Source organism: Rhodococcus sp. NPDC019647 (assembly GCF_044389235.1).
Classification (GTDB): Bacteria; Actinomycetota; Actinomycetes; order Mycobacteriales; family Mycobacteriaceae; genus Rhodococcus_F; species Rhodococcus_F oxybenzonivorans.
Window position 1 is genome coordinate 47,146 of sequence record NZ_JBIRXS010000018.1, and the last position, 26,235, is coordinate 73,380.

The 26,235-nt window shown below is 62.4% G+C and carries 24 protein-coding genes and 2 pseudogenes; 19 read left to right on the plus strand and 7 right to left on the minus strand.

Going from position 1 to position 26,235, the window contains the following annotated elements; all coding sequences use genetic code 11:
• Positions 1-13: 13 nt before the first annotated feature.
• Positions 14-1,117 (minus strand): thiolase C-terminal domain-containing protein, encoded by a 1,104-nt coding sequence (locus ACH49N_RS25970; protein WP_317768917.1) that lies wholly within the window; start codon positions 1,115-1,117, stop codon positions 14-16.
• Positions 1,118-1,221: 104 nt separating this feature from the next.
• Here ACH49N_RS25970 and ACH49N_RS25975 point away from each other — a divergent pair.
• Both ACH49N_RS25975 and ACH49N_RS25980 read left to right on the plus strand, forming a co-directional pair.
• Positions 1,222-1,353 (plus strand): annotated as a pseudogene (locus ACH49N_RS25975) (zinc ribbon domain-containing protein); the annotation flags it as partial.
• Positions 1,354-1,377: 24 nt separating this feature from the next.
• Complete coding sequence (locus ACH49N_RS25980) at positions 1,378-1,620, plus strand: OB-fold domain-containing protein (protein WP_358278612.1); 243 nt, start codon at positions 1,378-1,380, stop codon at positions 1,618-1,620.
• 115 nt (positions 1,621-1,735) lie between these two features.
• On the opposite strand, the gene ACH49N_RS25985 is transcribed toward ACH49N_RS25980, so the two are convergent.
• From ACH49N_RS25985 to ACH49N_RS26000, 4 genes are all read right to left on the minus strand, one after another.
• The gene (locus ACH49N_RS25985; protein WP_358278610.1) at positions 1,736-2,074 is read right to left on the minus strand and encodes a WhiB family transcriptional regulator; all 339 of its coding nucleotides are present in this window, start codon (positions 2,072-2,074) and stop codon (positions 1,736-1,738) included.
• Between the two features lie 145 nt (positions 2,075-2,219).
• A complete protein-coding gene (gene lpdA, locus ACH49N_RS25990; protein WP_159920700.1) occupies positions 2,220-3,623 on the minus strand; it encodes a dihydrolipoyl dehydrogenase in 1,404 nt (467 codons plus the stop codon).
• 115 nt (positions 3,624-3,738) lie between these two features.
• Positions 3,739-5,226, minus strand: coding sequence for an MFS transporter (locus tag ACH49N_RS25995; RefSeq protein ID WP_358277074.1), 1,488 nt, complete (start codon positions 5,224-5,226; stop codon positions 3,739-3,741).
• 270 nt (positions 5,227-5,496) lie between these two features.
• The gene (locus ACH49N_RS26000) at positions 5,497-6,132 is read right to left on the minus strand and encodes a TetR/AcrR family transcriptional regulator (RefSeq protein ID WP_159920702.1); all 636 of its coding nucleotides are present in this window, start codon (positions 6,130-6,132) and stop codon (positions 5,497-5,499) included.
• A gap of 260 nt (positions 6,133-6,392) precedes the next feature.
• On the opposite strand from ACH49N_RS26000, the gene ACH49N_RS26005 reads away from it, so the two are divergent.
• The 11 genes and pseudogenes from ACH49N_RS26005 (at position 6,393) to ACH49N_RS26055 (ending at position 17,547) form a co-directional block, all read left to right on the plus strand.
• On the plus strand, positions 6,393-7,376 hold the full coding sequence (locus tag ACH49N_RS26005; RefSeq protein ID WP_159920704.1) for a thiamine pyrophosphate-dependent dehydrogenase E1 component subunit alpha: 984 nt from the start codon (positions 6,393-6,395) through the stop codon (positions 7,374-7,376).
• The gene (locus ACH49N_RS26010; RefSeq protein WP_159920706.1) at positions 7,373-8,392 is read left to right on the plus strand and encodes an alpha-ketoacid dehydrogenase subunit beta; all 1,020 of its coding nucleotides are present in this window, start codon (positions 7,373-7,375) and stop codon (positions 8,390-8,392) included. Before ACH49N_RS26005 ends, ACH49N_RS26010 begins: the two co-directional genes overlap by 4 nt.
• Before the next feature lie 27 nt (positions 8,393-8,419).
• The gene (locus ACH49N_RS26015) at positions 8,420-9,721 is read left to right on the plus strand and encodes a dihydrolipoamide acetyltransferase family protein (RefSeq protein WP_358277071.1); all 1,302 of its coding nucleotides are present in this window, start codon (positions 8,420-8,422) and stop codon (positions 9,719-9,721) included.
• 31 nt (positions 9,722-9,752) lie between these two features.
• On the plus strand, positions 9,753-10,841 hold the full coding sequence (locus tag ACH49N_RS26020) for an alcohol dehydrogenase catalytic domain-containing protein (protein WP_358277069.1): 1,089 nt from the start codon (positions 9,753-9,755) through the stop codon (positions 10,839-10,841).
• A 32-nt stretch (positions 10,842-10,873) separates the two neighbouring features.
• Entirely contained in the window at positions 10,874-11,911 is a 1,038-nt protein-coding gene (locus ACH49N_RS26025; protein ID WP_358277067.1) for a phosphotransferase family protein, read from the plus strand.
• A 44-nt stretch (positions 11,912-11,955) separates the two neighbouring features.
• A complete protein-coding gene (locus ACH49N_RS26030) occupies positions 11,956-13,188 on the plus strand; it encodes an acyl-CoA dehydrogenase family protein (RefSeq protein WP_358277065.1) in 1,233 nt (410 codons plus the stop codon).
• Positions 13,189-13,205: 17 nt separating this feature from the next.
• A pseudogene (locus ACH49N_RS26035) lies at positions 13,206-14,404 on the plus strand (acetyl-CoA C-acyltransferase).
• 55 nt (positions 14,405-14,459) lie between these two features.
• Positions 14,460-15,227: an SDR family NAD(P)-dependent oxidoreductase gene (locus ACH49N_RS26040; protein WP_358277063.1), complete on the plus strand. Its 768-nt coding sequence runs from the start codon at positions 14,460-14,462 to the stop codon at positions 15,225-15,227.
• A 156-nt stretch (positions 15,228-15,383) separates the two neighbouring features.
• Positions 15,384-16,310, plus strand: a complete 927-nt coding sequence (locus tag ACH49N_RS26045; RefSeq protein ID WP_397504791.1) for a phosphotransferase family protein — start codon at positions 15,384-15,386, stop codon at positions 16,308-16,310.
• A 44-nt stretch (positions 16,311-16,354) separates the two neighbouring features.
• Positions 16,355-17,317 carry a lipoyl synthase gene (lipA, locus tag ACH49N_RS26050; RefSeq protein ID WP_358277059.1) on the plus strand — a complete coding sequence of 321 codons (963 nt, stop codon included), beginning with the start codon at positions 16,355-16,357 and terminating at the stop codon, positions 17,315-17,317.
• Positions 17,314-17,547 (plus strand): DUF3263 domain-containing protein, encoded by a 234-nt coding sequence (locus ACH49N_RS26055; RefSeq protein WP_358277057.1) that lies wholly within the window; start codon positions 17,314-17,316, stop codon positions 17,545-17,547. Before lipA ends, ACH49N_RS26055 begins: the two co-directional genes overlap by 4 nt.
• A gap of 185 nt (positions 17,548-17,732) precedes the next feature.
• On the opposite strand, the gene ACH49N_RS26060 is transcribed toward ACH49N_RS26055, so the two are convergent.
• The gene (locus ACH49N_RS26060) at positions 17,733-19,244 is read right to left on the minus strand and encodes an MFS transporter (protein ID WP_358277055.1); all 1,512 of its coding nucleotides are present in this window, start codon (positions 19,242-19,244) and stop codon (positions 17,733-17,735) included.
• Positions 19,245-19,349: 105 nt separating this feature from the next.
• Positions 19,350-19,976, minus strand: a complete 627-nt coding sequence (locus ACH49N_RS26065; protein WP_397504792.1) for a TetR/AcrR family transcriptional regulator — start codon at positions 19,974-19,976, stop codon at positions 19,350-19,352.
• 139 nt (positions 19,977-20,115) lie between these two features.
• Here ACH49N_RS26065 and ACH49N_RS26070 point away from each other — a divergent pair, with 139 nt between their 5' ends.
• The 6 genes from ACH49N_RS26070 (at position 20,116) to ACH49N_RS26095 (ending at position 26,083) form a co-directional block, all read left to right on the plus strand.
• Positions 20,116-20,988, plus strand: coding sequence for a branched-chain amino acid ABC transporter permease (locus ACH49N_RS26070; RefSeq protein ID WP_358277051.1), 873 nt, complete (start codon positions 20,116-20,118; stop codon positions 20,986-20,988).
• A 71-nt stretch (positions 20,989-21,059) separates the two neighbouring features.
• Positions 21,060-21,983: a branched-chain amino acid ABC transporter permease gene (locus tag ACH49N_RS26075; RefSeq protein WP_397504795.1), complete on the plus strand. Its 924-nt coding sequence runs from the start codon at positions 21,060-21,062 to the stop codon at positions 21,981-21,983.
• A complete protein-coding gene (locus ACH49N_RS26080) occupies positions 21,980-22,756 on the plus strand; it encodes an ATP-binding cassette domain-containing protein (protein WP_358277049.1) in 777 nt (258 codons plus the stop codon). The genes ACH49N_RS26075 and ACH49N_RS26080 overlap by 4 nt, the downstream gene beginning before the upstream one ends.
• Entirely contained in the window at positions 22,734-23,501 is a 768-nt protein-coding gene (locus tag ACH49N_RS26085; RefSeq protein ID WP_358277047.1) for an ABC transporter ATP-binding protein, read from the plus strand. The genes ACH49N_RS26080 and ACH49N_RS26085 overlap by 23 nt, the downstream gene beginning before the upstream one ends.
• Positions 23,502-23,513: 12 nt before the next feature.
• A complete protein-coding gene (locus tag ACH49N_RS26090) occupies positions 23,514-24,710 on the plus strand; it encodes an ABC transporter substrate-binding protein (protein ID WP_358277045.1) in 1,197 nt (398 codons plus the stop codon).
• Positions 24,711-24,865: 155 nt separating this feature from the next.
• A complete protein-coding gene (locus ACH49N_RS26095) occupies positions 24,866-26,083 on the plus strand; it encodes an acetyl-CoA C-acetyltransferase (protein WP_358277043.1) in 1,218 nt (405 codons plus the stop codon).
• Positions 26,084-26,235: the final 152 nt, after the last annotated feature.

Here is a 26,235-nt window from a genome sequence, read left to right on the forward strand (position 1 = left end):
GGTGATGTGTCGACTAGGGGCTCTCGAGAATAGTGGCACTTCCATAGCTTCCTCCGAAGCCTGTGCACAAGGCGACATGCGGTGATTCGACCTGAGACGACGCAGTTCCCCGCAGTTGTCGTACGGCTTCCAGCACATTGTTGAGGCCGTGCACGTACCCTTCCGAGAGCAATCCACCATGAGGGTTGACCGGCAGCGAACCGCTCGGAAGGGTGCTGCCCGAGCGCACAAGTTCCCCGCTCTCTCCGACGCCACAGAAGCCGAGGTCCTCGAGCTGCTGAAGGACGATGGGGGAGTAAGCGTCGTAGAGCATCGCCACATCGACATCGACGGGGCGAAGGCCGGATAGCTTCCACAACTTGCGAGCCACAAATCGTGAAAAGATGGCGGAGAGATCATCCGCCTTGTCCATGCTCGACGAACCAACGCCACCGCCACGCACCACGGTGGCGATGCGGGGACTGTTCGGTCTCACGGAGTCGGCGATATCCACCCTACTGACAATCAGTGCAGCACCAGCGTCGGTTTCCTGGCAGCAGTCTGCGCGGCGTAAAGGGGTCGACACGAGCGGACTGGCGAGGTATTCGTCCCAGGTGAGGGGGGCGCGCACCAGTGCGCGCGGGTTCGACGCGGCCAACTGCCTCGATTGGCAGACTACCGAGGCGAGGTCCTCCTCGGTGGCGCCCGAGTCGTGCATCCAGCGGGTGGCAGCCAACGCAAACAAATTGACAGGACCCGCCATCCCGAATGGGATGGTGAACTGTGTTTCGCCGCCGGCAACCCGAATCGATGCCTGGCCCATTCGCTTTCCGGATCGGCCGTTCAAAGCGCGGAATACGAGCACGTTTGTTGCTGTGCCGGAGTGAATCAACATTGCGGCATCGCCGAGGATCGACGCCGACTGTGTCCCACCACCGTAGACTTCATTCGTCCAGATCTCGGGTGGCAGGCCGAGATGTTCTGCCACCGCATTTACCGGTGCGGAGTCGGCCATGTGGTAGCACAGGACTCCATCGATATCGGAGACGTCGAGGCCTGCATCCTGAATGGCGGAGCGACTCGCTGCCAGTGCCAGCTGGAGCGGACTGACCCCGCTGCGACGGGATATGTCCGTCATGCCGATTCCGCTTACGGCCGTTGTCCCGGCGAATGTTTGCCTCGTCATCTTCTCCCCTTGTGAACCAAGCGCTTGCTTGAAAGGATAGTCGTATGTGGACCCGTATGGCACCGGAACCTAGCGAGCTCGCGCGTCCGTTCTGGGAAGGTTGCAATGAAAGGCGTCTTCGAATTCAGCGGTGCCGTACGTGCGGAACCTTCATCCATCACCCCGAGCCTGAATGCACGCGGTGCGGTGGAACGGATCTCACCTTCGACGAAGTGAGCGGAAGTGGACGCATCGAAACCTTCACGGTGGTCCATCGGAGCTTCGTCCCAGGCTACCAGGACGTGACGCCCTACGTTGTTGGCTGGATTGCCCTTCCGGAGCAAAGCAGCCTCAGGGTTTTCAGTGAAATTTTGGGTGACAGCGTCACCTCTCGCGTAGCGATCGACGCTCCGGTAGAGGTTCGGTTCGAAGAGGTCGACGGGTTCGGGGCCGTTCCCGTGTTCGAGTTGACTTAGCAGAAATGGCGGACGTCTCTCACCTCCGCAGAGACGAGGGATCCGGACTGTCGTGCGGTCTCTCGTGAAAATGCCGACTGCAGCCCGATGCTGGATTCGTCCGATATGACGGCCGTCAGCCCGCGATGAGCGGACTGTCGTGGCTTTCGCGCATAATCGCAGACCGGCGGCGGTACCCCTTACGATCATCCTCCGACATACCACCCCACGTGCCGTAATGCTCTCCGGCCTCGATGGCGTGTGTCCTGCATCGAACTTGGACTGGGCATCGTGCGCAGACCTGTTTCGCTGCCTTCGCCCGGGCTGAACGCTCGTGGCCCCGTTCGTTATCCGGGTGGAAGAAGAGCGCGGCATTCGCTCCGCGGCACTGGGCTTGTAGTTGCCACTCCCAAGCTTCGGCAGTCGGGGCGGGAAGCTTCATCGGAATTGGTGCGGGCATGATCGTCCTGTTCATCTCTCGTGCTCAGCTCACGGGGCACGACTTGCGAAGCGACAGTAAAGCAAGCGATTGCTTGGTATCCTACAACGACAACGATGACTTTGTCCGCAACGACGAAAAGCCCGCACAGGATCTGTGCGGGCCTCGTTTGTGTCGTGGATCAGAAGTTGATCATGTGCCCGGCGAGGCCGTGGATGGCCTCCTGCAGGGCTTCGCTGAGGGTGGGGTGGGTGTGCACGTTGCGGGCCAGCTCGTTGACGGTGAGGTCCCACTTCTGCGCGAGGGTCAGCTCGGGCAGCAACTCGGAGACGTCGGGGCCGATGAGGTGGCCGCCGAGCAGCTCGCCGTACTTGGTGTCGGAGATCAGCTTGACGAAGCCGGTGGAGTCACCGAGGCCGTGCGCCTTACCGTTGGCGGCGAACGGGAAGTTCGCCACCTTGATGTCGTAGCCCTCGTCCTTCGCCTGCTGCTCGGTGAGACCGAAGCTGGCCACCTGCGGCTGGCAGAACGTGGCGCGCGGCATCATCCGGTAGTCCTCGATCGGCAGCGTCTCGGCGCCGGCGATCGTTTCGGCCGCCACCACACCCTGCGCCTCGGCCACGTGGGCGAGCTGCAGCTTCATCGTCACGTCACCGATCGCGTAGATGTGCGGCACCGACGTCGCCATCGTGTCGGTGATCCCGATGGCACCGCGATCGGTGAGCTGGACACCGGTCTTCTCGAGGCCGAAGCCCTCCACGCGGGGAGCGAAGCCGACCGACTGCATCACCTTGTCGACCACGACGGTCTCGATCTCGCCGCTCTTGTTGTCCTTGATCGAGACGGTGACCTTGCTGCCGTCGTCGTCGATGCTCTGCACCGCGGCGCCGGTTCTGACCTTGACGCCGAGCTTTTTGTACTGCTTCTCGATTTCCTTGGAGATGTCCGCGTCTTCGTTGGGCAGCGCCCGGTCGAGGAACTCGACGATGGTCACGTCCACGCCGTAGTTCTTCAGGACGTACCCGAATTCCATGCCGATCGCCCCGGCCCCGACGATGAGGATCGACCCGGGCAGATCCCGGGTCATGATCTGCTCTTCGTAGGTGACGACGTTCTCGCTCAGCGAGGTACCCGGCAGCAACTTGGTGGTCGAACCGGTCGCGATGATGGCGTTGTCGAACGTCACCGTCTCGGTGCCACCCTTGGTCAGTGCGACCTCGATGGTGTTGGCGTCGGTGAAGGTGCCCTTGCCGTCGTACTCGGGAATCTTGTTCTTCTTCATCAAGAAGTGGATGCCCTTGACGCGCCCCTCCGCGACCTTGCGGCTGCGGTCGTAGGCGGCGCCGAAGTCGAAGGACGCTTCACCGGTGATGCCGAACAGCTTGGCCTCTTTCGTGAAGAGATGCGCAAGCTCGGCGTTACGGAGAAGAGCCTTCGAGGGGATGCAGCCCACGTTCAGGCACACACCACCCCAATACTTCTGCTCGATGATGGCGGTACTCAATCCCAGCTGTGCCGCGCGGATAGCAGCGACGTACCCACCGGGACCGGCTCCGAGGACAACGACGTCATAGTGTGAGGTCACGGGTGATCTGATCCTGCAACTCTTGTTCGGATTTCGTGGATGAAGCAATGAGGATACGGCGACGCCGGTCGTGCGGAAGCTCGCAGGAGTTCCGCACGACCGTGGGTCGACCGCCTCAGGTCAGCGCTTCCGTGGATTGCGGTTTGCGACCGTGAGGCATGAGTAGCGTTGCGACGAGGCCGATTACCGCGAGTGCGGCCGCAAGGATGTACACCGTTGTGAAGCCGCTACCACCGTAGATTGGCGATCCGTCGATCACTGTAGCGACATTGAGGGCCAATATCGCGAATCCGATCTGCACTGCAACAGCGCTTCCCAACGATCCGACTACGTTGACGGTGCTGGCGGTAACTGCCTGAAGTCGCACCGGTGTCGCGGCGATGACGAGGTTGGGGATTGCCGCGCTGATCAGACCTCCGCCGAATGCGTAGATGAGGTAGCCGACAAGGATGGGGACGAACTCCTTGTGCGAAAACGCGAGGACCAGGGAACCAGCAGCCATCAGGGCGAATCCGATCCAGTTCGGCAGGCGCGCGCCACGACGTTCGGCGAGATACCCGACGAGGAGACCCATCAACACAGAGGCGACACCTGCAGGGGTGGTGATCCGAGCCATGAAACCGGCGGTCTCGCCGAGTCCGTATGTCAGCCCGAGTGCGATGGGGGTTTGCACGATGAACGACAGCAGGACGAACTGCAAGGCAATGACGGCTTGGCCGGTGAACTGGGTGATCAAGGTGGTGACGATGGGGCGGCCGCGCAGGACCGACAGGTCGATCAGCGGGTGGTCGGACCGCTTGGCTTGCTGAATCCACACGATGAACACCGCTATTGCAAGTGCGCCACACGACAGGGTTTTCCACGACGTCCAACCCCATGTGCCGCCCTCGCCGATTCCGAACAGAACGACAGCGATGGTTGCGCCGAGCAGTAAGCCGCCGGTCCAGTCGATTCGGGTGGGGACACGGATCGGGGACTCGGGGACGACGAGGAGGACCAGGGCGCCGATGATCAGGGGGAAGATTGCGAGCGCGAAGAAGACGCCCTGGTAGCCGAAGTTGTCGATGAGCAGTCCGGCGAAGATCGGTCCGGTGATTGTGGTGACGCCGATGCCGGCTGTTGCCAGACTGACGGCAACGGCGAGCATTCGCTTCGGGAAGATGTCACGCATCAGCGAGTAGACGATGGGGACGATGGCAAGGCCGAAGCCTTCGACAGCGCGCCCGATCAACACGATGGGGAATGTCGGGGCAAGAGCGACGATCAGTGACCCGACTGCCATACATCCGGTCGTGATGAGCAGCCACTTCTTCTTGCCGTCGCGGTCGGCAAGCTTACCTACGAGCGGGGCGCTGATCGCACCGGTCAGTGTGAATAGTGTTGATACCCAGGCTATATCGGGTGTCTGGAACGTTGCTGCCATGTTCGGCAGGGCTGGCGTGACCAGATTGAATGCGTAGGCAACTTCTTCCGAGAGAAGTACCAGGATGACGAGCACGCCGATCCATCCAGCAGTCGATCTGTGTCCGACGCCTTCAGGTGGCAACATCGTGTCATTATCGAGCGTCTCCTGCGACGCACCGTCCGTGGGTGTAGCGGTCATTTGCTTCCTGCATTTCTCTGACGGGAAAGGTGGGACGCTGATGCGCGGGGGAGTGCGCAGCGGTCGAGGGATCAGCGTCGCTCGAGCTTGTGATGTGAGGCACAGTAAAATGGAGCGACCGATTCTGTCAAGTGATCCACTAAACAGACCGTGCGGGACCCTCTGTCGTCTCGCAGTGGTGCGCAGCTAAGGGGCATGCAGGAGCAGGCGGCGCTTCCCGCGCTCTCGACCAGCCGCCAGTGCGGTACGAAAAGCCGGCAGGCGAACGGCTCAGGCCCTACCGTCGCTCATCAGGGCCTCCAGCCCGCCGGCCACGAAGTCGACAAGCACGTCGAACTTCTCATCCGACAGGGCGCGTGATTGGGCACCGCTGGCGTCGGACCATCGGGCGGCCATCACGATAAGGGTGTTGACCGTCAGGGACCAGTTGAGTTCGAGGCTGTTGTCGTCTGCGTGCGGGTATGCGCGTTCGAGCAACTTGCGAAGCAACTTCGCGGTGTCGTCCTCGACCGGAAACAGGCGCGGGTCGTTCGCCAAGCTCAGTTGGCCGCAGATGGTCAGCCACCGCACTCCCTTGTCGGGATCTTCTCCGAGGTACTTCCGATATGGGACTGCGAGGAGATTGACGATCTGCTTGGCATTTGGTGTTGCCCCCGAGTCGACCATGGCCGTCGTGAGCGCGTGAATGTGAGCGAGCACGTCGGCGCCGGCGTCGATCAGGACAGCATCGAGGATCGCATCCTTGGATCCGAAGTGATAGTGAGCCGACGCCGCTCCGAGCCCCGCTTCGGCGTTGATGGCCCGAATGGACACTTTCTCGACGCCCTCTGAGGCAAACAGTTTGGTCGCCGCGTCGATGAGTGCACGCCGGGTTGCTGCCCCATCGCGAGGGCTGGTTCGAGGCACGGTTTCGCCTTTCGTTGGGTGAGCGAGGTGATCATATCGCGTGATCCACATGACGGTATTGCCGCAGTTCGCGCGCATTTTTTGGTATGCGCGAGTGGCGGCCGCGGTGATCACAAGAAATTCCACACTTGATTGAATCACTCGATCCACTTACTCTGTTCTGTGACTGCAGACACAGGCGTCCTTGGGCGTGATGTGTCGAGACAACACGAGGTGCCAGCAATCCGGTATCTCTCACGAACTACGCAAAGGAGGCCACGATGGCGTCGCCGCACAGCCAGCACCGGCCGGAAGCTTCGGTATCACCGTCGGTGAGCACGGAATTGCTGCTGGAAATGTTCACCGTCATCGCCCGAGCCCGCGCCGTCGAGGACGCGGTATCCGTGCACATTCGGGACCACGGCTTCGCGGGATTCTGGCATCCAGGCAAGGGCCAGGAAGGAGCCGTGGCGGGCGCTGTCGCGGCGATGGCACCCGACGACTACCTCTTCTACCAAGGCCGAGGAGCGACGTGGCCGCTCGCAAAGGGAATGGGTCTCGCACCGATCATCGGCGATCTCCTCGGCAAGACGACCGGCTCGACCGGCGGTAAAGGCGCCGGCGTGCCCCACTGGGCCGATCCGGCCCTCGGAATCATGGGCGAAGGCGCAACACTGGGATCGGTTTATCCGGTAGCGGCCGGCGCGGCCCTCTCGGCGCAGATGCGCGGAACCGATCAGATCGCCCTCGCGGACTTCGGTGACGGGACAGCCGCGCGCGGCACCTTCCACGAGAGCCTGCTCGAAGCCGCGCGATGGCGCCTGCCCTTGGTCTACTTCTGCGAGAACAACGGGATCTCCGTGTCGACCACTTTCGAGTCCGTGAGCCCGACCAAGACGATCGCCGAGCGCGCATCCGCATACGGCATCCCGGGAGTCCGCGTAGACGGCCATGATGCCGTCGAGGTCTATCTTGCCGTCAAGGACGCGATCGACAGGGCTCGGGCCGGCAACGGGCCCTCCCTGATCGAAGCTGTAGTCACCCGCGTCGGGGGCCATTGGGAAGGAGACGCCCAGAAGTATCGGCCTGCCGACTTCCTCACCACCTACACGGATCCGCTCGAAGTCATGCGTAAACGTATCGACTCGGCCACGGCCGATCGAATCATCGCAGACGCGAAGTCCGAGGTGGCGCAAGCGCTACTCGAAGCCGAAGCCGCTCCGCTGCCTGATCCCTCCGTCATTCTCAAGGACGTGTTCGCATGACCACCACTACACCCGCACCCGCCAACGCTCCCGGATCTACGACCGTTCTCAGCTACGAGGCCGCACAGGGCGCCGCAATCGCTGAAGAGATGCGGCGTGACGACTCGGTTTTCCTCATGGGGCAGGACATTGCTTCCGGAGGCTTTTTCGGGGGCACCCGTGGCCTCGTCGAAGAGTTCGGGCTGGGCCGGATCCGGAACACCGGAATCACCGAAGCGTTCATGGTCGGCGCGGCCGCCGGAGCAGCGATGACCGGCATGCGGCCGATCGTCCAGCTTGGATTCGCAGATTTCAGCTTGATCGCCGGCGACGAAATTTTCCAGAAGCTCGGAAAGTGGCGGCACATGCACGGTGGTCAGTTCGAGCTGCCCGCCGTCATCATCATGCCGATCGGGCCGAGCGGCGGTGCGGGCCCTGAACATTCGGGATCCATGGAAATGCTGCCGATGCACTTTCCGGGCCTGAAGGCAGTGGTACCGTCCAACCCCGCAAACGCGAAGGCGCTCCTCAAGGCGGCGATCCGCGACCCCAACCCGGTGCTCTACTACCCGAGCAAGCAGCTCAACTTCAAGCGCGGTGAGGTGTTCACCGATCCGGAGTACGTGTTGCCCCTGGGCAAGGCCACCATCGCCCGCGAGGGATCCACGGTCAGCGTCATCAGCTACGGCTGCATGGTGCCTCGGGCACTGGAAGCTGCGACGGTACTGGCATCGGAAGGAATTGAGCTCGAGGTCGTCGACCTCCAGACGTTGGTGCCTCTCGACCGCGAGACGATCATCAACTCTGTTGTCAAGACAGGTCGGGCGATGATCGTGCACGAAGCCCCCCGAACGGCTGGTCCGGGTGCCGAGATCGCGGCGCTGATCCAGGAGCGGTGCTTCTACTGGCTTGAAGCACCGATTGCGCGGCTCGGTTCAGTCGACGCACCGATTCCCGCGAGCCGATTCCTCGAGGATCACTGCTTCCCGAGTGTCTCCGACATCGTCGAGACGGCCCGACACTTAGTCCGCGACTGACCTTTCGAAAACGAGGACGTTCTCACTATGCTCGAACTTACCGATATCCACATGCCCCACATGGGTTCCGTGGAATTCGCCCTACTGACCGAATGGCTGATCAAGCCGGGCGAGGAAGTCAACGAAGGCGATGCCTTGTGTGAGGTATCGACCGACAAGGTCGACACCGAAGTGGAGTCACCCCAATCGGGTATCTTGATCAGCTACGTCGCAGCGGTTGAGCAAGAAGTTCCGGTGGGCGACGTCATCGCACGGTTCGCCCCGGTCGGCAGTGACCCGGACCAGGTTGCCCGTGCGATCGCGGCCGCGAGCGGCGAACAAGGCGGCGATATCGCAGTTGCGCCGTCGCCGGCCGCTTCACCTTCGCCGGCGACAGCGACGGCCCCCGTGACCGGCTCACAGGGCACCCCGGCGGTGGTATTCGAAGAATCGAAGCCCCCGACCGACTCCCTCGTTCTCGCAGCATCATGGTTCTCACCGGTCAACCGGCCACCTGCAGGGGCACGCCGAGGCGGTCTGGCAGCAACTCAGGATGACCGGTCCGCAGGTGAACTCGCAAGCAAGAGTGGGTTTCTCCAGTCGCAAAAATCAGTACTTACAGTGCCTGCCGGATATGAGGACGTCGCGTACTCGGCAACGGAGCACACCAGACTGCGGCGCGCGATCGCCAAGAATCTCACGGAATCGTGGAACACCGCACCCCAGCTCACCGCTCAGGTCGATGTCGACTTCTCCGCGGTCTCTGTTGCCCGCGCCAAGCTGAATCGTGATCGAGCCTCGCGCGGCGAAGCCAAGCTCAGCTACCTTCCCTTCATTGCCATTGCGCTCTGCCGGGCAATTGCTGAGCACCCTGTCGTCAACGCCACCTTCACCGATACCCATCTTCTGCAATGGCAGACAGTCAACCTGGGCATCGCCGTAGACACGCCGGACGGCCTTCTGGTGCCGGTTATTCGTGACGCACAGTCCCTGTCACTTGCTGAGCTGGCCGATGCCATTGCCAGGACGAGCGCCGCTCTCGCCAACGGCGCAGGACGACCGGAAGATCTCGCCGGCGGAACGATTACCATCAGCAATTCCGGCAGCGTCGGCGGGGTCGTGTCGACCCCCATTCTCACGAAGCCTCAGGTTGCCTCGCTCGGTGTGCCGGCAATCGTCCGCACACCCGTCGTACGCAGAAGCGCGGACGGTACCTCCGAGCTATTGACCATTCGCCCGATCGCTCGCCTCGGGCTGACCTTCGACCACCGTGCCTTTGACGGTGCCGAGGCATTGCGTGCCCTGATCAGTGTCCAGAAGACGCTCGAGAACTGGCCTTCGGAGGGCTGATGGTAAACAGTGACGTGGTAGGAGTGGGCCGATGAGGGCTGTCGTTCTTCGGCAGGGGACCATCATCGCGACTGACGTTGCAGAACCGGTAGCAGGCCCCGGCCAGCTTCTCGTCGAGCCCCTCGCCGCAGGTGTGTGTGGCAGCGATTTGTCGGCATGGCAGCACACCGACGACTTTCTCGCAGCACATCTCGAGGCCGACGTTCTCGGAGAAGTGTTCGATCCGCGCCGCGACGTCGTACTGGGCCACGAATTCACAGCCCGGATACTCGAGCTCGGCCCCGACGTCACTGGCTACGAAGTCGGCGACCTCATCGTCGCTCTCCCGTGGATTGTGACGGCCGATGGCACGACCCACACGGTGGGCTACTGCGATACCTCTCCGGGAGCTCTCGCCGAAAGAACAGTGGTTCAAGCGGGCGGGCATCTGAAGATCCCGGAGGGCATCGATCCCGTCACGGCGGCTGTGACCGAGCCGCTCGCCACAGGCGTCAACGCGGTGCTGCGCTCGGGAATTCGGCCAGGGGCGGCTGCAGTGGTGACTGGCTGCGGTCCGGTTGGGCTCGGATCGGTCATCGAACTCGCGGTGCGTGGAATACACCCGATCGTTGCATCGGATCCGTCTGCTCGGCGCCGAGAGCTTGCGCTCGCCTATGGCGCCGATGTGGCAGTCGACCCATTGCAGATGGACCCGATGGAGGCGCTGAGAAACGAAATCGCCCCCACGACCGAGACGTTCGTTTTCGAAGCCTCCGGCGCCAAGGAGATTCTCCGACAGCTGATGACCTCCGCACCGAAGTACACGCGGATCATGATCGTCGGCTCGGCGATGCGCCCGGAGACAATCCGCCCAGTCACCGGAATTCTGAAGAATGTCTCGCTCGAGTTCGTCGGTGGGCCCGGACGAGGCGAACAAACCTACGAAGCCTTCGAGCGGACGTTCGACCACGTCGTCACCGGACGGTTCGACCCGTCTCTCATGGTGACCGGGTACGCCAGCCTCGACGCGGTTCACGACGTGTTCGCGGCGCTGAGGCCCGCCGCGGGCACGATCGACCACGTGAAGATCCTCGTTCGGAACGAGCTTCCCGCCGGCACGGGCATCGTTCCCAACCCCTGAACACTTCTACTTGTCACGATATTGAGGAACCTATGAACCAGGTCGATGAGATCGCGCGATCCGCGCCCTTCAATCTCGCCCACGTGCGGAGCAAGCTCGAGGAACTTTTCGAACTGGATTCCTCCGACGAACTCGCCGTACGCCTCCTCGCCGGTGGGCGATCGAACTTGACCTTCGAGCTCGCCAGCCCGAACCGGAAGTGGATCCTGCGCCGGCCACCGATCGGGCACCGCCTCGAAACCGCCCACGATATGCAGCGTGAGGTCGCCGTGCAGCGGGCTTTGGCCAACAGCCCTGTCCCGGTTCCTCGCATCGTGTACGCCGACGATGCCGCACCGGATGCGGGGGGAAGCTTCTACATCATGGACAAGATCGAGGGCGAGGTCCTTCGAACGGACAGCGACTTCAGTGAGGTCGAGCCGGCCCACCGCGCGGCACTGTCCTACCAGTACATCGACTGCCTCGCGGCGCTGCACACTCGCGACTACGACTCGCTCGGCCTGACCACGTTCGGTCGGCCGGCGGGCTTTCTCGAGCGGCAGGTGCGACGCTGGCGGAAGCAACTCGCCGCGTCGAAATTCCGAGAGCTGCCGGTGCTCGAAGAGCTGGGAAGGCGGCTCGGCGAGCGGCTGCCGCAGCAGTCCGAGGCGTCGATCGTCCACGGTGACTTCCGTTTCGACAACATGATTGCGCGGATCGGTGAGCAGCCGACGATCGCCGCCGTGCTCGACTGGGAGATGTCCACTCTCGGTGACCCCCTCACCGATCTCGGCCTGGTGCACCTGTTCTGGTCGGGATGGGAGGGCATCACCAACCCCATTGCCGGCACCCCGTCGACACACACCGGATACCCCTCCTTCGACGACCTCGTCGAGCGCTACGCACGGACTACCGGATTCGATGTCAGCGAGTTGAGCTGGTACTCGAGCTTCGCTTTCTACAAGATGGCCGTCATCTTGGAGGGCATCCACCTTCGCTTCGTCAACGGCGAGACGGTGGGGGATGGGTTCGACGACATCGGTTCGATGGTTCAGCCGCTCGCGGAGCGGGGCTTCGCGGCCCTTCCCTGACCTACCCGCCCCCCCGACCGTGAATACAAGGACCAAGGACTGACATGGAGTTCACCTTCGACTCGACCACTCAGCAGATGTGCGATCGGGTCTCGGCATTCATGGAAGAGTTCGTCTTCCCCGCCGAAAAGCACTTCCACGACGATCCCGCCGCCGGGGACTTGCAGTGGGAACGACCGGCGATCATGGCGGACCTGAAGAAGGAAGCCAAAGCGCGGGGCCTGTGGAACTTGTTCCTCCCACATGATCCGCGGGGCGCCGGACTGTCGAACCTCCAGTACGCCCCGATCGCCGAACTGACGGGGTGGAGTCCGGAGGTGGCTCCGGAAGCATTCAACTGCAATCCCCCCGACACCGGAAACATGGAACTGCTCAGCCTGTTCGGCACCGACGAGCAGCAGCAACGGTGGCTCGAGCCCCTACTCGACGGCACCATCCGATCTGCCTATTGCATGACCGAGCCCGACGTCTCATCATCGGATCCGTCGAATCTGACCACGACCATCACTGACGAGGGCGATCACTGGAAGATCGACGGCCGAAAGTGGTGGTCGACCGGAGCCATGAGCAGTGACTGTCAGCTTCTGGTCGTGATGGGCGTGTCCGACCCGGACGCGGATCCTCGCTCGCAACACAGTCTGGTACTCGTGCCCCGAGACACGCCGGGCGTGACCTTCGTTCGGGGACTGTCGATGTTCGGCTTCACGCACGGGGCCCACGGTGGGCATGCGGAAGTCCAGTTCGAGGACGTTCGTGTTCCCAAGAAGAACCTGCTCGGTGAACGAGGGCGCGGACAGGCACTCGCGCAGGCCCGCCTCGGTCCCGGCCGGATTCACCACTGCATGCGCATGATCGGAATGGCCGAGCGGGCCATCGAGTTGATGTGCCGCAGAGCGAACGAGCGGACCGCGTTCGGCAAACGACTCGCTGACCAGGGAATCATTCAGCATTGGATCGCGGAGTCACGCGTCAAGATCGATCAGCTTCGGCTGTTCGTTCTCCGAACTGCGTGGCTGATCGACACCGTGGGTGCACGGGAGGCGCGAACCGAGATCTCCGCGATCAAAGTCGCGGCCCCCGACGCGGTCGGCTGGGTCCTCGACAAGGCGATCCAAGTCCACGGTGCCGGTGGGATGACACAGGATCACCCGTTGGCGATGCTCTGGGCCCAGGCCCGCACCATGCGCTTCATCGATGGTGCCGACGAGGTTCACCGCATGGTGCTGGCCACCCGCGAACTTCGCAAGCACGCCATCCAGTCCGAACAACCAGCCTGATACCGAGGAGATCCGTAGTGTCCGCAAGTGTCATCGTCGCCGGTGCTCGCACCCCGATCGGGAAACTTGGTGGAGCGCTGAGCCCACTCACGGCAGTGGAACTCGGTTCACGTGCCATCGCCGCTGCTGTCCAGCGCGCCGGGGTCGCCGCCAACAACGTCGACAGCGTCATCATGGGCACCGTGGTGCAAGCTGGGGTGGGCCCGAACCCCGCGAGGCAATCCGCAGTGGCCGCGGGGCTACCGATGACCGTGCCCGCGACCACCGTGAACAACCTGTGCCTTTCCGGGTTGCAGGCCATCATTTCTGCCGACCACCTGATCCGTTCGGGAGACGCTGATGTCGTCGTTGCCGGCGGTATGGAATCGATGTCCAACGCCCCGTACCTCGCGCGGGGCGCGCGCCAAGGCTACCGCTATGGCCCGCACTCTCTCGAAGATGCCTTGGATCGCGACGCGTTGACCTGTGCGTTCGATCAAACGTCCATGGGCGCGGCGACAGAGCGGTACCAAGCAGCGGAATCGTTCACCCGAGTCGAGCTCGATGCCTTTGCTGCACAATCACACCGCGTGCCGCAGCGGCGACGGCGAACTCCACCTTCGCAGCTGAGATCGTCCCCGTCGAAATTTCATCACGGCGGGGAAACACTACGATTACAGCCGACGAAGGGATTCGGCCGGACACCACGCTGGAGTCACTCGCACGCCTGAGTCCGGCCTTCGCCTCGGACGGCACCACAACGGCAGGATCCTCATCTCAATTATCTGATGGCGCTTGCGCATTGGTCATCATGCGAAAAGAGGTAGCTCAGGCGCGAAACATCGAGTGGCTGGCCGAGATCAGGTCACACGCGCTGGTCGCGGGCCCGGACACCTCGCTGCTACACCAGCCTTCGAACGCCATCGCCGAAGCGATCCGACGAAGCAAGACAATCGCCCTGACAGACATCGACCTCATTGAAGTCAACGAGGCATTCGCAAGCGTCGCGATCGCATCCATGCGCGACCTCGGAATCACCGATGAGGTTGTCAACGTCAATGGTGGTGCGATCGCACTCGGTCATCCAGTCGGCATGTCCGGCGCCAGAGTGACCCTCACTCTCATGCATGCACTTCGGCGCCGAGGAGGCGGTCTAGGAGCTGCCGCGCTGTGCGGAGGCGGTGGGCAGGGAATCGCCATAATCCTCGAGTCACCACGCAGCGCAGCACCGAATTAGCACCGGCTGAACGTAAAGAACGCACCCTCCCCATTTTCCGAGCAGGAGAAGCACTGTGAAGATCGTAGATTCCGCCGCACTGGTCACGGGAGCAGCGTCGGGCCTCGGTGCCGCCACCGCCAAGCGCCTCGTCGACGCCGGAGCCACCGTCTTCGGCCTCGACCTGCAGCAGTCCATCGAGCGCGCCGGCGACACCGTCCCGGACGGCGTGACCCTCCTCGCCACCGACGTCACCAGCGGCGACGAGGTCCAGGCCGCGATCGAGAAGATCGTCGAATCGGGACTGCCGCTGCGCATCGTCGTCAACTGTGCCGGTGTCGGCTGGGCCGGGCGCATCCTGTCGAAGAAGGGCCCCCACGACCTCGAACTGTTCCGCACCGTCATCACCGTCAACCTGCTCGGCACGTTCAACGTCATGCGACTGGCCGCCGACGCCATCTCCAAGACCGACACCGTCGACGAGTCCGGGCAGCGCGGCGTCATCATCAACACCGCGTCCGTCGCCGCGTTCGAGGGCCAGATCGGCCAGATCGCCTACTCCGCGTCCAAGGGTGGCGTGCACGGCATGACCGTCCCCGCCGCCCGCGACCTCGCCCAGTTCGGCATCCGCGTCAACACCATCGCCCCCGGCATCATCGACACTCCGATGCTCGCCGGCGTCACCGACGAGTACCGCAAGGGACTCGAGGCCGGGGTCCCGTTCCCCTCACGCCTGGGCCAGCCCGCCGAATACGCGCAGCTCGCTCAGATGATTGTCGAACACGACTACCTCAACGGTGAGACCTTCCGCATGGACGGTGCCCTTCGCATGTCGCCGCGCTAATTCCGTCAAGACATTACTCATTATGGAAAGGCAGCATCCGTGAGAAGACCGGTCGCAAGCGCTGTGTACCCGGATGCCGACCTGCAAGAGATTCGGCGCCGTCTGATCGAGTCAGGTGATCTTGACGAATGTGCAATGCTCAGCCTGCGAAGCACGATGGATTCTCGGCTCGGTCGGGGTTACTCGGTAGATGGTGGAGGACAGCACTGGGTCCTCCACCGGGCTGACGACGATCGCGACGGCATCGAGACAGAGCTCAGAGTGCAAGTAGCGCTCGGTGACGCGGAGGTTGTACCTGTACCGGAGATCGTTCAGCGTGATACAGGAGCATCTCGTTATTACCTTGCTCGGAGAGTCGCCGGGACAGTACTTCGAACGGACATTGAGCTCGATGCGGTTCCAGTACTCCTGCGGAAAGCCCTTGGGTATCAATTCATCGACTCATTGACCTCGGTTCATGGTGTCGACCTAGACGCGACCGGCCTTGATCGACTCTGCGCTGACGAAGCGAGTCTGGAGGTTCACCTTGCGCAGGTGCACGAAAGCCTCGAGAGAGCTGGGATCACTGCGCGCCCCGATCTCCGGGAACTGTTCGACTCCCTCGCAGCGACTATCCCAAAATCTGGCCGATCCGTCCTTCGCCATGGCGACTACCAACTCCGTAATGTCTTCTGGCAGCTCGCCGACGCCGTTCGTGTTTCCGCCGTTCTAGATTGGAGACATGCGACGGTGGGCGACCCGTTCGTCGACCTCGGTGTCGCGCAGGTCTTCTGGTCAGGCCTACATGGCGTGAGCAATCGGCTCTTCGGGTGCCCCAGTGCTCACCGCGGATATCCTTCGTTCGACCAGCTTATCGAGCGATATAGCGAACGAAGCGGTCTACGGACTGGTTCCACCGAAATGTCGTGGTACTACGCTTTCGGATTCCTCGTGGTGGCCGCTCGAATCTGCGGCTCCGGCAGGCCATCACCACCCAGCGGCACAGTCGGTCACGCGGGGGTAGAAGCAGTGATCACACCATTGGTGACACGGGGAATCGCAGCAATCGAGGGAAACATTCTCTCCACTGCGAGCTGTAGGTAAAGCACGCCGGGCATGAGGAAGTGCAGGTTGACGCGATGAACGCAATGAATCAAAGGCCAAGCGCGGATGGTCGGAAACTGCTCCGCATCGAGGTACGGAATGCGGAGACCCCGATCGAACGCAAGCCGAACTGGATCAAGACGCGAGCGAAGATGGGCCCGGAATACTCCGAGCTCAAAAGCCTCGTCAAACGAGAGGGCCTGCACACCGTCTGCGAAGAAGCCGGCTGCCCCAACATCTACGAATGCTGGGAAGACCGCGAGGCCACCTTCCTCATCGGCGGGCAGCAATGCACCCGCCGCTGCGACTTCTGCCAGATCGACACCGGCAAACCCGACGACCTCGACCGCGACGAACCCCGCCGCGTCGCCGAGTCCGTGCAGGCCATGGGCCTGCGCTACTCGACCATCACCGGTGTCGCGCGCGACGACCTCCCCGACGGCGGCGCCTGGCTCTACGCCGAAACCGTGCGGCTGATCCACCAGCTCAACCCCGGCACCGGCGTCGAACTACTGATCCCGGATTTCAAAGCCAAACCCGAGCAGCTCGCCGAGGTGTTCTCCACCCGCCCCGAGGTCCTCGCCCACAACGTCGAAACCGTGCCCCGCATCTTCAAGCGCATCCGCCCGGCGTTCCGCTACCAGCGCAGCCTCGACGTGATCACCGCCGCCCGCGAGGACGGACTCATCACCAAGTCCAACCTGATCCTCGGAATGGGCGAAACCCCCGACGAGGTCACCCAGGCCCTGCACGACCTGCACGACGCCGGCTGCGACATCATCACCATCACCCAGTACCTGCGTCCCTCGCCGCGGCATCACCCCGTCGAGCGGTGGGTTAAGCCCGAGGAATTCGTGGCGCACTCCACCACCGCCGAAGAGATCGGCTTCGCCGGCGTCATGGCCGGACCACTGGTCCGCTCCTCCTACCGGGCCGGCCGACTCTACGCACAGGCGAAAGCAATTCGTTCAAGGCTCATTTCGACAGTCAGGGAGGCCTCCCGATGATGAACGATTCCATCATCGAAGACGCCCGGATCCTCGAATACGCCCGTCGGTGGCTCCCCTACGGGGGAGGAAACAGCGGGGATCTCCTGGTCGAGTTCGGGATGACGCCCGCATGCTACGTGGCTAGACTCGGCAAGATTCTCGACGGATTGGCGGCACGCCACCTGGAACCCCACGTCCGCGCCCAGCTGCGTGAATTCGTTACGAACCACGCACACCGCGCACGCTGACGAGAATACCTGCTCACGGCACCCAGGAACGCCTGCGTGGACTACGACGCAGAAGCTGAGTGAAGTGACAGGGCTGGGAGGCCGTGCGGTCCCGGCGGCAACCACACGGCCTTCCGTCTCATTCTGTTTGCACGATCCTCAACGCAACAATTCTCTCCACGCAGTGGATCGTGCTGATGCTGTGGTCAGTGCACCGTTGTCGAACCCTCGACCACCCGACCGCGTCTGACGCCGACCGATATTGCAGCGCCGAGCAGCGAGATGATCACGCCGACCCACATGGTTGTGTGCATGCCGTGCATAAACGTCGTCTCCGTCGCGTTGTGCAGGGCTGCGAGTATCTCGGGAGTGACGTGTGTGGGCAGAGGAGTGGCACCTTGCGCCACCGAACGCACGGCTTCACCCGACAGTTCTTCGGAGATTGTGGATGGAATGCCATTGTCGTCCATGGCGGGTCCGAATTTGGCCCCGACTGCGGATGCCATCACCGCGCCGAGGACTGCCGTTCCCAGGATGCCGCCGATCTGGAGCGATGTTTGGTGCACCCCGGCCGCGGGGCCTGCATCAGTGACGTCGGCGTTGCCGAGGATGGCTTGCACAGATGAGGTCATGACCAGTCCGACTCCGAGTCCGAGGACCGTGAAGGGAATGGCAAGCGCTAGGTACCCAGTGCGCGGTTCCACGCCGGTGAAGAGCGCAAATCCTAGTGCGCTGAACACCATTCCCGCGAATAGCGGAGGGCGGGCGCCGTAGTTCTTGATGACCCAACCGCAGCTGCTGGACGCGACGACATTCGCGATGCTCATCGGCAATATATGCAGGCCGGCGGCCATCGGTGAGTCTCCGTTGATCTGCTGCAGAAACAGGAGCACGAAGAATAGTGAACCCACCAGGGAGAAGAAGGAGATGACGGTCAGAAGGACACCGAGGGATATGGAGCGATCGGCGAACAACCGCATCGGTATAAGCGGATCGACAGCTCGACGTTCGGCGAAGACGAATGCGACTCCCGAGACGATGCCCACAAGCAATAGTCCGATGACCAGCCAGTTGGTCCAGCCGATTTCGGGCGCCTGGATCAGGCCGTAAGTGATCGGCAGCAGCGCTGCCGCGAGTAGCGCGGTACCCGCCAGGTCGAAGGGAGTGGAGTCGCCGCCGGTCGAGTTCCGAGCGGGAAGCACCTTCAACCCGACAGCGAGAGAGACCACCGCGATGGGAACATTGATGAGAAACGCCCACCGCCAACTTGTGTGCTCGATGAGCAAACCGCCAATGAGGGGGCCTGCAGCGGAGGAAGCGCCGATCAACGACGCAAATAACGCTAGAGCTTTCGGTAGAGATTCCGGGGGGAAAAGTGCGCGAAGGAGGGCGAGCGCGTTGGTGACGATCAAGGCGCCGAATAGTCCTTGTCCCAGCCGTGACGTGATCACCATTCCGACGCTCTGTGACAACGCAATTCCCGCGGATGTGATTCCGAATCCCACAATGCCGGTCAGGAATACGGTGCGTCGGCCGAAACGATCGCCGAGTTTTCCGGAGAGGACCAGAGTTGCTGCCATGGCCAGTAGGTAGATATTGGTGATCCACTGCAGGCCCGACAGGCTGGCGCCGAGGTCGAGTGCGAGAACGGGGTTCGCGACCGCTGTAATGGTGCCGTCGAGTGAGACGATCAGGACTCCGAGTGCGATCGCAACCATGGCGATCCATGGGTTCGATCGCGCAGACAGCTCGGAGACGGTTGGCAATGGGAGCTTACTTCCCGTGGTAGTCACGCGGGGCGTTTCCTTCTCAGGGTGGTTGGTTCAGCGCACGTGTGGGGGTTCGCTCGCAGACTGCAGTGCCGGCAGCAGGGAGGCGATGCACGTGTCGAGGGTGTTGATCAACATTGGGACGGTGCCGGACGACCGGCGCCACGTCGTGACCGCGACTCGCGAGGCGCCGGCGAAGGCCGCAACGACCAATCGCGGCCCGAGGTCACCGCTGGACCGGAACACCGGTCGTGTTTCCAAGGCTGCGACAAGGAGTTCTTCCTGGTTGTAGCCGCGCTGGAGGTTCGCCGCCATCAGTCCTGGGTGGGACTCGACGAAGGCCTGCAGTGCGAGGTAAGTCTCGGATTGGCCGGATGATTCCAGCCATGCCCAGGCTTCGGCCAACGCATGCCGAAGACTTTCCAGAGGTGCTTCGTCGTGGGGTCGGGCTTGGACGATCTGCAGGAAGCGGTTGTCCAGGTCTGCGAGAAGCGCCAGTGCCAGGCCTTCCTTTGTGTGGAAGTAGCGATAGGTGGTGCGGGGCGACACGTTTGCCGCTGCGGCGACCTGCTCGACCGTGATCGCATCGAAGCCGTCCTGCAGGAATAGTTCGACGGCGGTCTGGGCGAGGACTTCCCGCGTTCTCATCGCGTTTCGAGCACGCTGTCCGGTTGAAGGCACGAGTAAAATACTGGCAGTCACTGCCAAAAAGAGCAAATCGGCGAGGTTGACGGACGGGTCTATAGCGGTTGATGCGTTGACATTGGGAAAAGCAGCACCTACATTGACCAACCAAGCACTTGTTCAAGTAAGGAGTGAGGTGGATACTCTCGTCGCGCTGTCATTCAGCGCCGCCGCGTACGGCGCGGTCCTTGCCTTGGCCGCCTTGGGATTCCTGGTCCTGTACAAGGCGACCGGCGTAGTCAACTTCGCTCACGGGGACCTGATTACCTTGAGCGGTTACATCGCGCTCTGGTTCATTACCGACCTCGACTCGACTCCCGTCGTCGGATACGTGCTCGCGGTTGGCATCATGTTCCTTATCGGTATGGGCCTCGAGCGACTGGCGTATGCCCCTCTGCGACGCCGACCACATCTCACCGTCCTGATCGCCACTCTGGCTGCAGCCCTGGTGATCCGTGCGTTCATCTCACTATGGCAGGGCAGCACGCCGCAGCGACTGCCCTCCCCAGCGGACGGCCAGGTCGTAACGGTGTTGGGTGCACCCATTGCCGGCCAACGGATCCTCATCCTCGTCGTGGCGCTACTGTGCATCGCAGCAGTGATGTACATATTCGGCTACAGCAGTTTCGGTCGTCAGCTGAGGGCCCTGGCGAGCGACCCTGAGACCGCGGAAATGTATGGAGTCCGCACCGGCCGAATCAGCCTTGTCGCGTGGGGCTTGTCTGCGGGGCTTGCGGCGCTGGCCGGGATATTGGTAGCGCCCCTGTCGAGTCTCGACCTGAATTTCGGGTTCACGATCATGCTGGCGGCGTTCGCGGCGGCTGTTCTCGGCGGCTTCGGCAACTTGTGGGGCGTGCTCCTCGGGTCGTTGCTCATCGGGACGATCCAGTACCTCATCGGCGGCTATGTCCTTCAGGACTACGCTTCGATCCTGCCGTACGTTGCGATGCTTGCCATTCTCGGGCTGCGACCTCAGGGTCTTCTCGGTCGAACGGTGGTGCGCTTGTGACGACAGATCGATTGATGCGAGTGGCAAGCAGCGTGCGTCAGCGAGGCCAGTACACAACTCTTGCCGTGGTGATGCTGCTGATACTGGCTGTGTCACAAGCTGTCACAACGGGGAGTTCGACCAATCTTGTGAACTTGTGGCTCGTGTACTCGATTGCTGCGCTGGGCTTCTACTGGATCTTCGCGTTGGGGGGAAGGTTCGCGTTCTCCCAGACATTCATGATGGCACTGGGTGGATACACCACCGCCTTCTTCGACCGTAACGGCGTTGGGTTTCTCGGGTGCGTGCTGGGCGCGATGGTCGTGACAGCGGTGGCCGCCTTCGCGGTGGGAGTAGTTCTCTGGCGTGCCGAGCATTTCTACTTCGCGCTCGGCACACTGGCCGTCACTGAAATCGGGGTAGTGCTGTTCGGCAAGACATCGTCGTTCACCGGTACGAATGGGAACATCACGGGAATCGGCTATCCGGTCGTCTTCGGGCAGGAACTGAGAACCGACGGCCAGGTGTTCTGGCTGCTTGCGTCAGTGTTGGCGCTGCTGCTTCTCCTCGCTGTGTGGGTCAAACGATCCCCGCTTACCCGTGATCTCACAGCAGTTCGTGATATGCCCACAGTATCGAAAACCCTTGGTGTGCCCGTTGATGCGCTGCGCATGACGACCTTCGTTGCTGGTTCTGCCGTGGGTGGACTCGCAGGAGCATTGATCACGCACTGGCAAGGATTCATCGGAGTCGATTCGTTCGGTCTGAACCTCGGAATCGGGTTGTTCCTCATGGTCATCCTCGGGGGACTGGTGTCGCATTGGGGGGTCCTCATCGGTGCGGCCTTTTACGTGGCCGTCCCGGAGTTGCTCGCCGGACTCGAGCAGTACATGTCCATCCTCTACGGAGTCCTGCTTCTGGTCGTCATCCTAGTCTTCCCGAGCGGGCTCATCGGAATCGTCGACTCCCTCAAATCTCACCGTGTGCGAATCATCAGCAGATCGGTCGAATCATGACTGCGAAAACCACGGAGCTGAGTGCGCGTAATCTGTCCGTCCGCTTCGGTGGCGTGGTCGCCGTCGACGATGTGTCGTTCGAGGTTGCCCAGAACGAGATCGTAGGCCTGGTTGGGCCAAACGGAAGTGGCAAGACCACCCTGTTGAATGCTCTCAGCGGGGTGGTCCGAGCTGGCGGTCGCCTGAGTGTCGCAGGTAACGAGATCACCCTTGGGCACCCGGTACAAGCCCGTCGCGCGAAGTTGATACGGGTGTTCCAATCTCCGCAACTGTGCCCGGAACTGAGCTGCCTGGATAACGTGATGCTCGGAGCCGACGACACCAACGGTCGGTCCCTCTTTGCCGCATGGTTCCACCGGTCACGGATGTGGCGCGCCGAAACAAGCCGCATGAACGATGCCCTTCACCACCTTGACCGTGTCGGGCTGGCTGGATCGGAGGATCGATCCGCGCGCGAGCTCACCTACGGTGAGCAGCGACTACTGGAATTGGCACGCGCACTTGCTGCCGGTCCCCGTGTGCTCATGCTCGACGAACCGAGCGCCGGGCTCAACGACGCAGAGACTCTGACTCTGCGCGATCTTCTGATGCAGATCAGGCAGGAGGGTACGACCATCATCGTCGTCGACCACAAGATCGACTTCATCGATGCCCTCTGTGACCGAGTGCTGGTACTCGAGATCGGCCGGCTTATCGCACAGGGCAGTCCAGCTGAAGTATGGGCCGACAGCCGGGTCATCGACGCGTATCTTGGAGCGGCGCCAGATGCTTGAAATCTCGAACCTCAATGTTCACTACACGGCCACCCACGCGATCCGCGGTGTCGACCTGAGCATCGCGGAGAACGAAGTGGTTTGCCTGCTCGGACCGAACGGTGCAGGAAAATCCTCGTTGCTGCGCAGCATCTCGCAACTGGTTCCGTACGAGGGAACCATCGAGTTCGATGGTGAGACAATCGATAATCGGCCGCCGGCGTTCCTCAGCCGCGTCGGACTGATCCACGTACCGGAAGGGCGACACGTCTTCCCCACCCTTTCGGTGCACGAGAACCTGCAGATCGGTGCCCATGCACGGGGGAGTAGACCGGCGCTGTACAGCTACGACGACGTCTATGACCTCTTTCCCGCGTTGACCCGCATGCGGAAGCGGCAAGGTTTTGCACTGTCGGGGGGCGAACAACAGATGGTCGCATTGGGACGCGCCCTCGTTGCGGCTCCTCGCCTGCTTCTTCTCGACGAACCATCCTTGGGCCTGGCGCCGTCGGTTGTAGCGACCGTCTACCGGGCATTGCGGGAAATTGCCGGTCGGACCACGATTCTGGTTGTCGAGCAGAACACCTCCGATGCCTTGGCATTGGCGCGGCGAGGGTACGTCCTAGCCGAAGGTCGCGTCGTGATGAACGGTGAGTCCAGCGCGCTGACTGATCGAAAAACTGTTCTCGCCAGCTACCTAGGACAAACAGACATAGACGTCGGCGATGTTGGTGAGGACCGATTGCCGCCGATGACCGAGAAGTAGGAAGAGCTGCCCATGAATGCAGATAGAGTCCGCCGAATCACCCGATGCAGTTGGATGCTCGCACCCGCCGTTGCTGTGACCATGGCTATGGTCTCGTGCAGCGCCGAAACCTCGGACGCCGGAAGCTCGGATCAGGCCTCCATCGTGGGTCTCATCGAGATCAAGGGAGACTCACCGAACGCTCTCAACGACTACAACAACGGCGCCCAGATGGCAGTCGACGACGTCAACGCAGCGGGCGGCGTACTGGGAAAACCTCTGAAATATGAACGGATTCCCGCATCCGTCACGGACCCCCAAGCTGCCAGAACTGCCTACCTCAAGGCGGTCGACGAGAACCCGAGTGCCATTATCGGGTTCCCCGGCGGCGGATCACTGGAGGCCCTCACACGTGATGTCGATGCGGCTGCAATCCCTATGGTTCACATCAGCAGCGACGGCAAACTCGCTCGCGGGGCGGAGTCGGGAAGCGAATGGCTCTTTTCCATCAATCCCGATGACACCGCGCGAGCTACCAACGCAGTTGCTCTTGCCCGCAAACTCGGCGGAAAGCGAATCGGAATCGTCGCCACAGACGAAACATTCGGCCGCGTCTCGACAACGAACTCGATCGATGCCATTGAAGCGGCGGGCCTGGAACTCGGCACCGTCCGCTACGTGCCGCCGACAGCCACAGACCTCACAGGAACAATCCTCGATATGCGTGACTCGGATGTCATCCTCTCCTGGACCTTCCCCAATGTCCTGGCACTGCAACTCAATCAAATGAACCAGAACGGAATTCAGACCCCCGTAATTTCTGGTAACTCCGGTCCGCTCGTCGTGGCCGGCAACCTCGTGGACGACACCGCACGACGCCCGCTGAACGCGGTCACACCATGTGCGCCATCGATTGGAGACAGCGCAATCGGACGGACGTTCGCGTCCGGGTACCAGGCCAGGTACGGCATGACCCCCACAGCGTCCGCAACCCACGTGTACGACGCTGTTCGCCTACTCGCCGCGGCAATGGAGGAGGCGGGAACGGTCTCCAACCACGAAGCCATCGCCGAGAGTTTGCGAAGGATCGAGTGGGACCAAGGTGCCTGCGCGAGTGTGTACAAATCCGATGACGCCCAGTTCCTTGGCCACCAGATGGTCGCCGAAGCGTTTGCCGGTGACGGATCGATCATCGACCGCTACGAGGTGGCCCCCGCCAGTGAACGTTGATCCGGCGTTCGACCATGAGGGCCTGGCGCTGAACTGATCCTGCGCACTTGCAGCGGACCGCGCTCCTCAGCGCAAACACGCCACACGCTCGTCGAGTCAAACGTCCGCAGTAGTCCGACTGAGTTCTGACCCTGTAGTTGACAAAGGAGTTATTGATGCCCGAGGCAGTAATCGTCTCTGCAGTACGTTCACCGATCGGTCGGGCCATGAAGGGCTCGTTGAAGTCGATCCGCCCGGATGATCTGACGACGCAGATGGTTGCCGCGGCGCTGGCGAAGGTCCCCGAACTCGATCCCACCGAGATCGACGACCTGCTCCTGGGCTGCGGTCAGCCGGCCGGGCAGTCCGGGTTCAACATCGCCCGCGTCGTCGCCGTGCAGCTGGGCTACGACTTCCTGCCCGGTGTGACCGTCAACCGGTACTGTTCGTCCTCGCTGCAGACCACCCGCATGGCGCTGCACGCGATCAAGGCCGGCGAGGGCGATGTCTTCATCTCGGGCGGTGTCGAGTCGGTGTCGAGCTTCGTCACCGGCAACGCCGACGGTCTGCCCAACACGAAGAACCCCAAGTTCGCCGACGCCCAGGCCCGGACCGGCAAGCTCGCCGAGGGCGGCGTCGCCTGGACCGATCCGCGTGAGGACGACCTGCTGCCCGACGTCTACATCGCGATGGGTCAGACCGCCGAGAACGTGGCATCGGCCACCGGCATCAGCCGTGAGGAGCAGGACCGCTGGGGTGTGCGGTCGCAGAACCGGGCGGAGGAGGCCATCAAGAACGGGTTCTTCGAGCGGGAGATCACTCCAGTCACCCTTCCCGACGGCACCGTCGTCAGCACCGACGACGGCCCGCGCGCCGGCACCACCTATGAGGCCGTCAGCCAGCTGAAGCCGGTATTCAGGCCGGACGGCACCGTCACCGCCGGCAACGCTTGCCCGCTCAACGACGGCGCCGCCGCCCTGGTGATCATGTCCGACACCAAGGCCAAGGAGTTGGGCCTGACTCCGCTGGCCCGGATCGTGTCGACCGGTGTGTCGGGTCTGTCGCCCGAGATCATGGGTCTCGGCCCGATCGAGGCCGTCAAGAAGGCGCTCGCGCTGGCCGGGAAGAGTGTTTCGGACATCGACCTGTTCGAGATCAACGAGGCCTTCGCGGTCCAGGTCCTCGGTTCGGCCCGTGAGCTGAAGATCGACGAGGACAAGCTGAACATCTCCGGTGGCGCCATCGCCCTGGGTCATCCGTTCGGTATGACCGGTGCCCGCATCACCAACACCCTGCTCAACAACCTGCGTGAGCAGGACAAGACGTTCGGCGTCGAGACCATGTGCGTCGGCGGCGGGCAGGGCATGGCCATGGTCCTCGAACGCCTGAGCTGAGGCGGCTCCGCCGCCCGTGCGCCTTTGTGGTAGCTGGAACAACCACAAAGGCGCACGGGCGCGAAGCGCGAGGTCACCACTTCCAAACAGCACAGACAAACCTCGGTCGAGTGCGGTGCAGTCATCTCTTGCGCGATATCGTGAGACTGCAG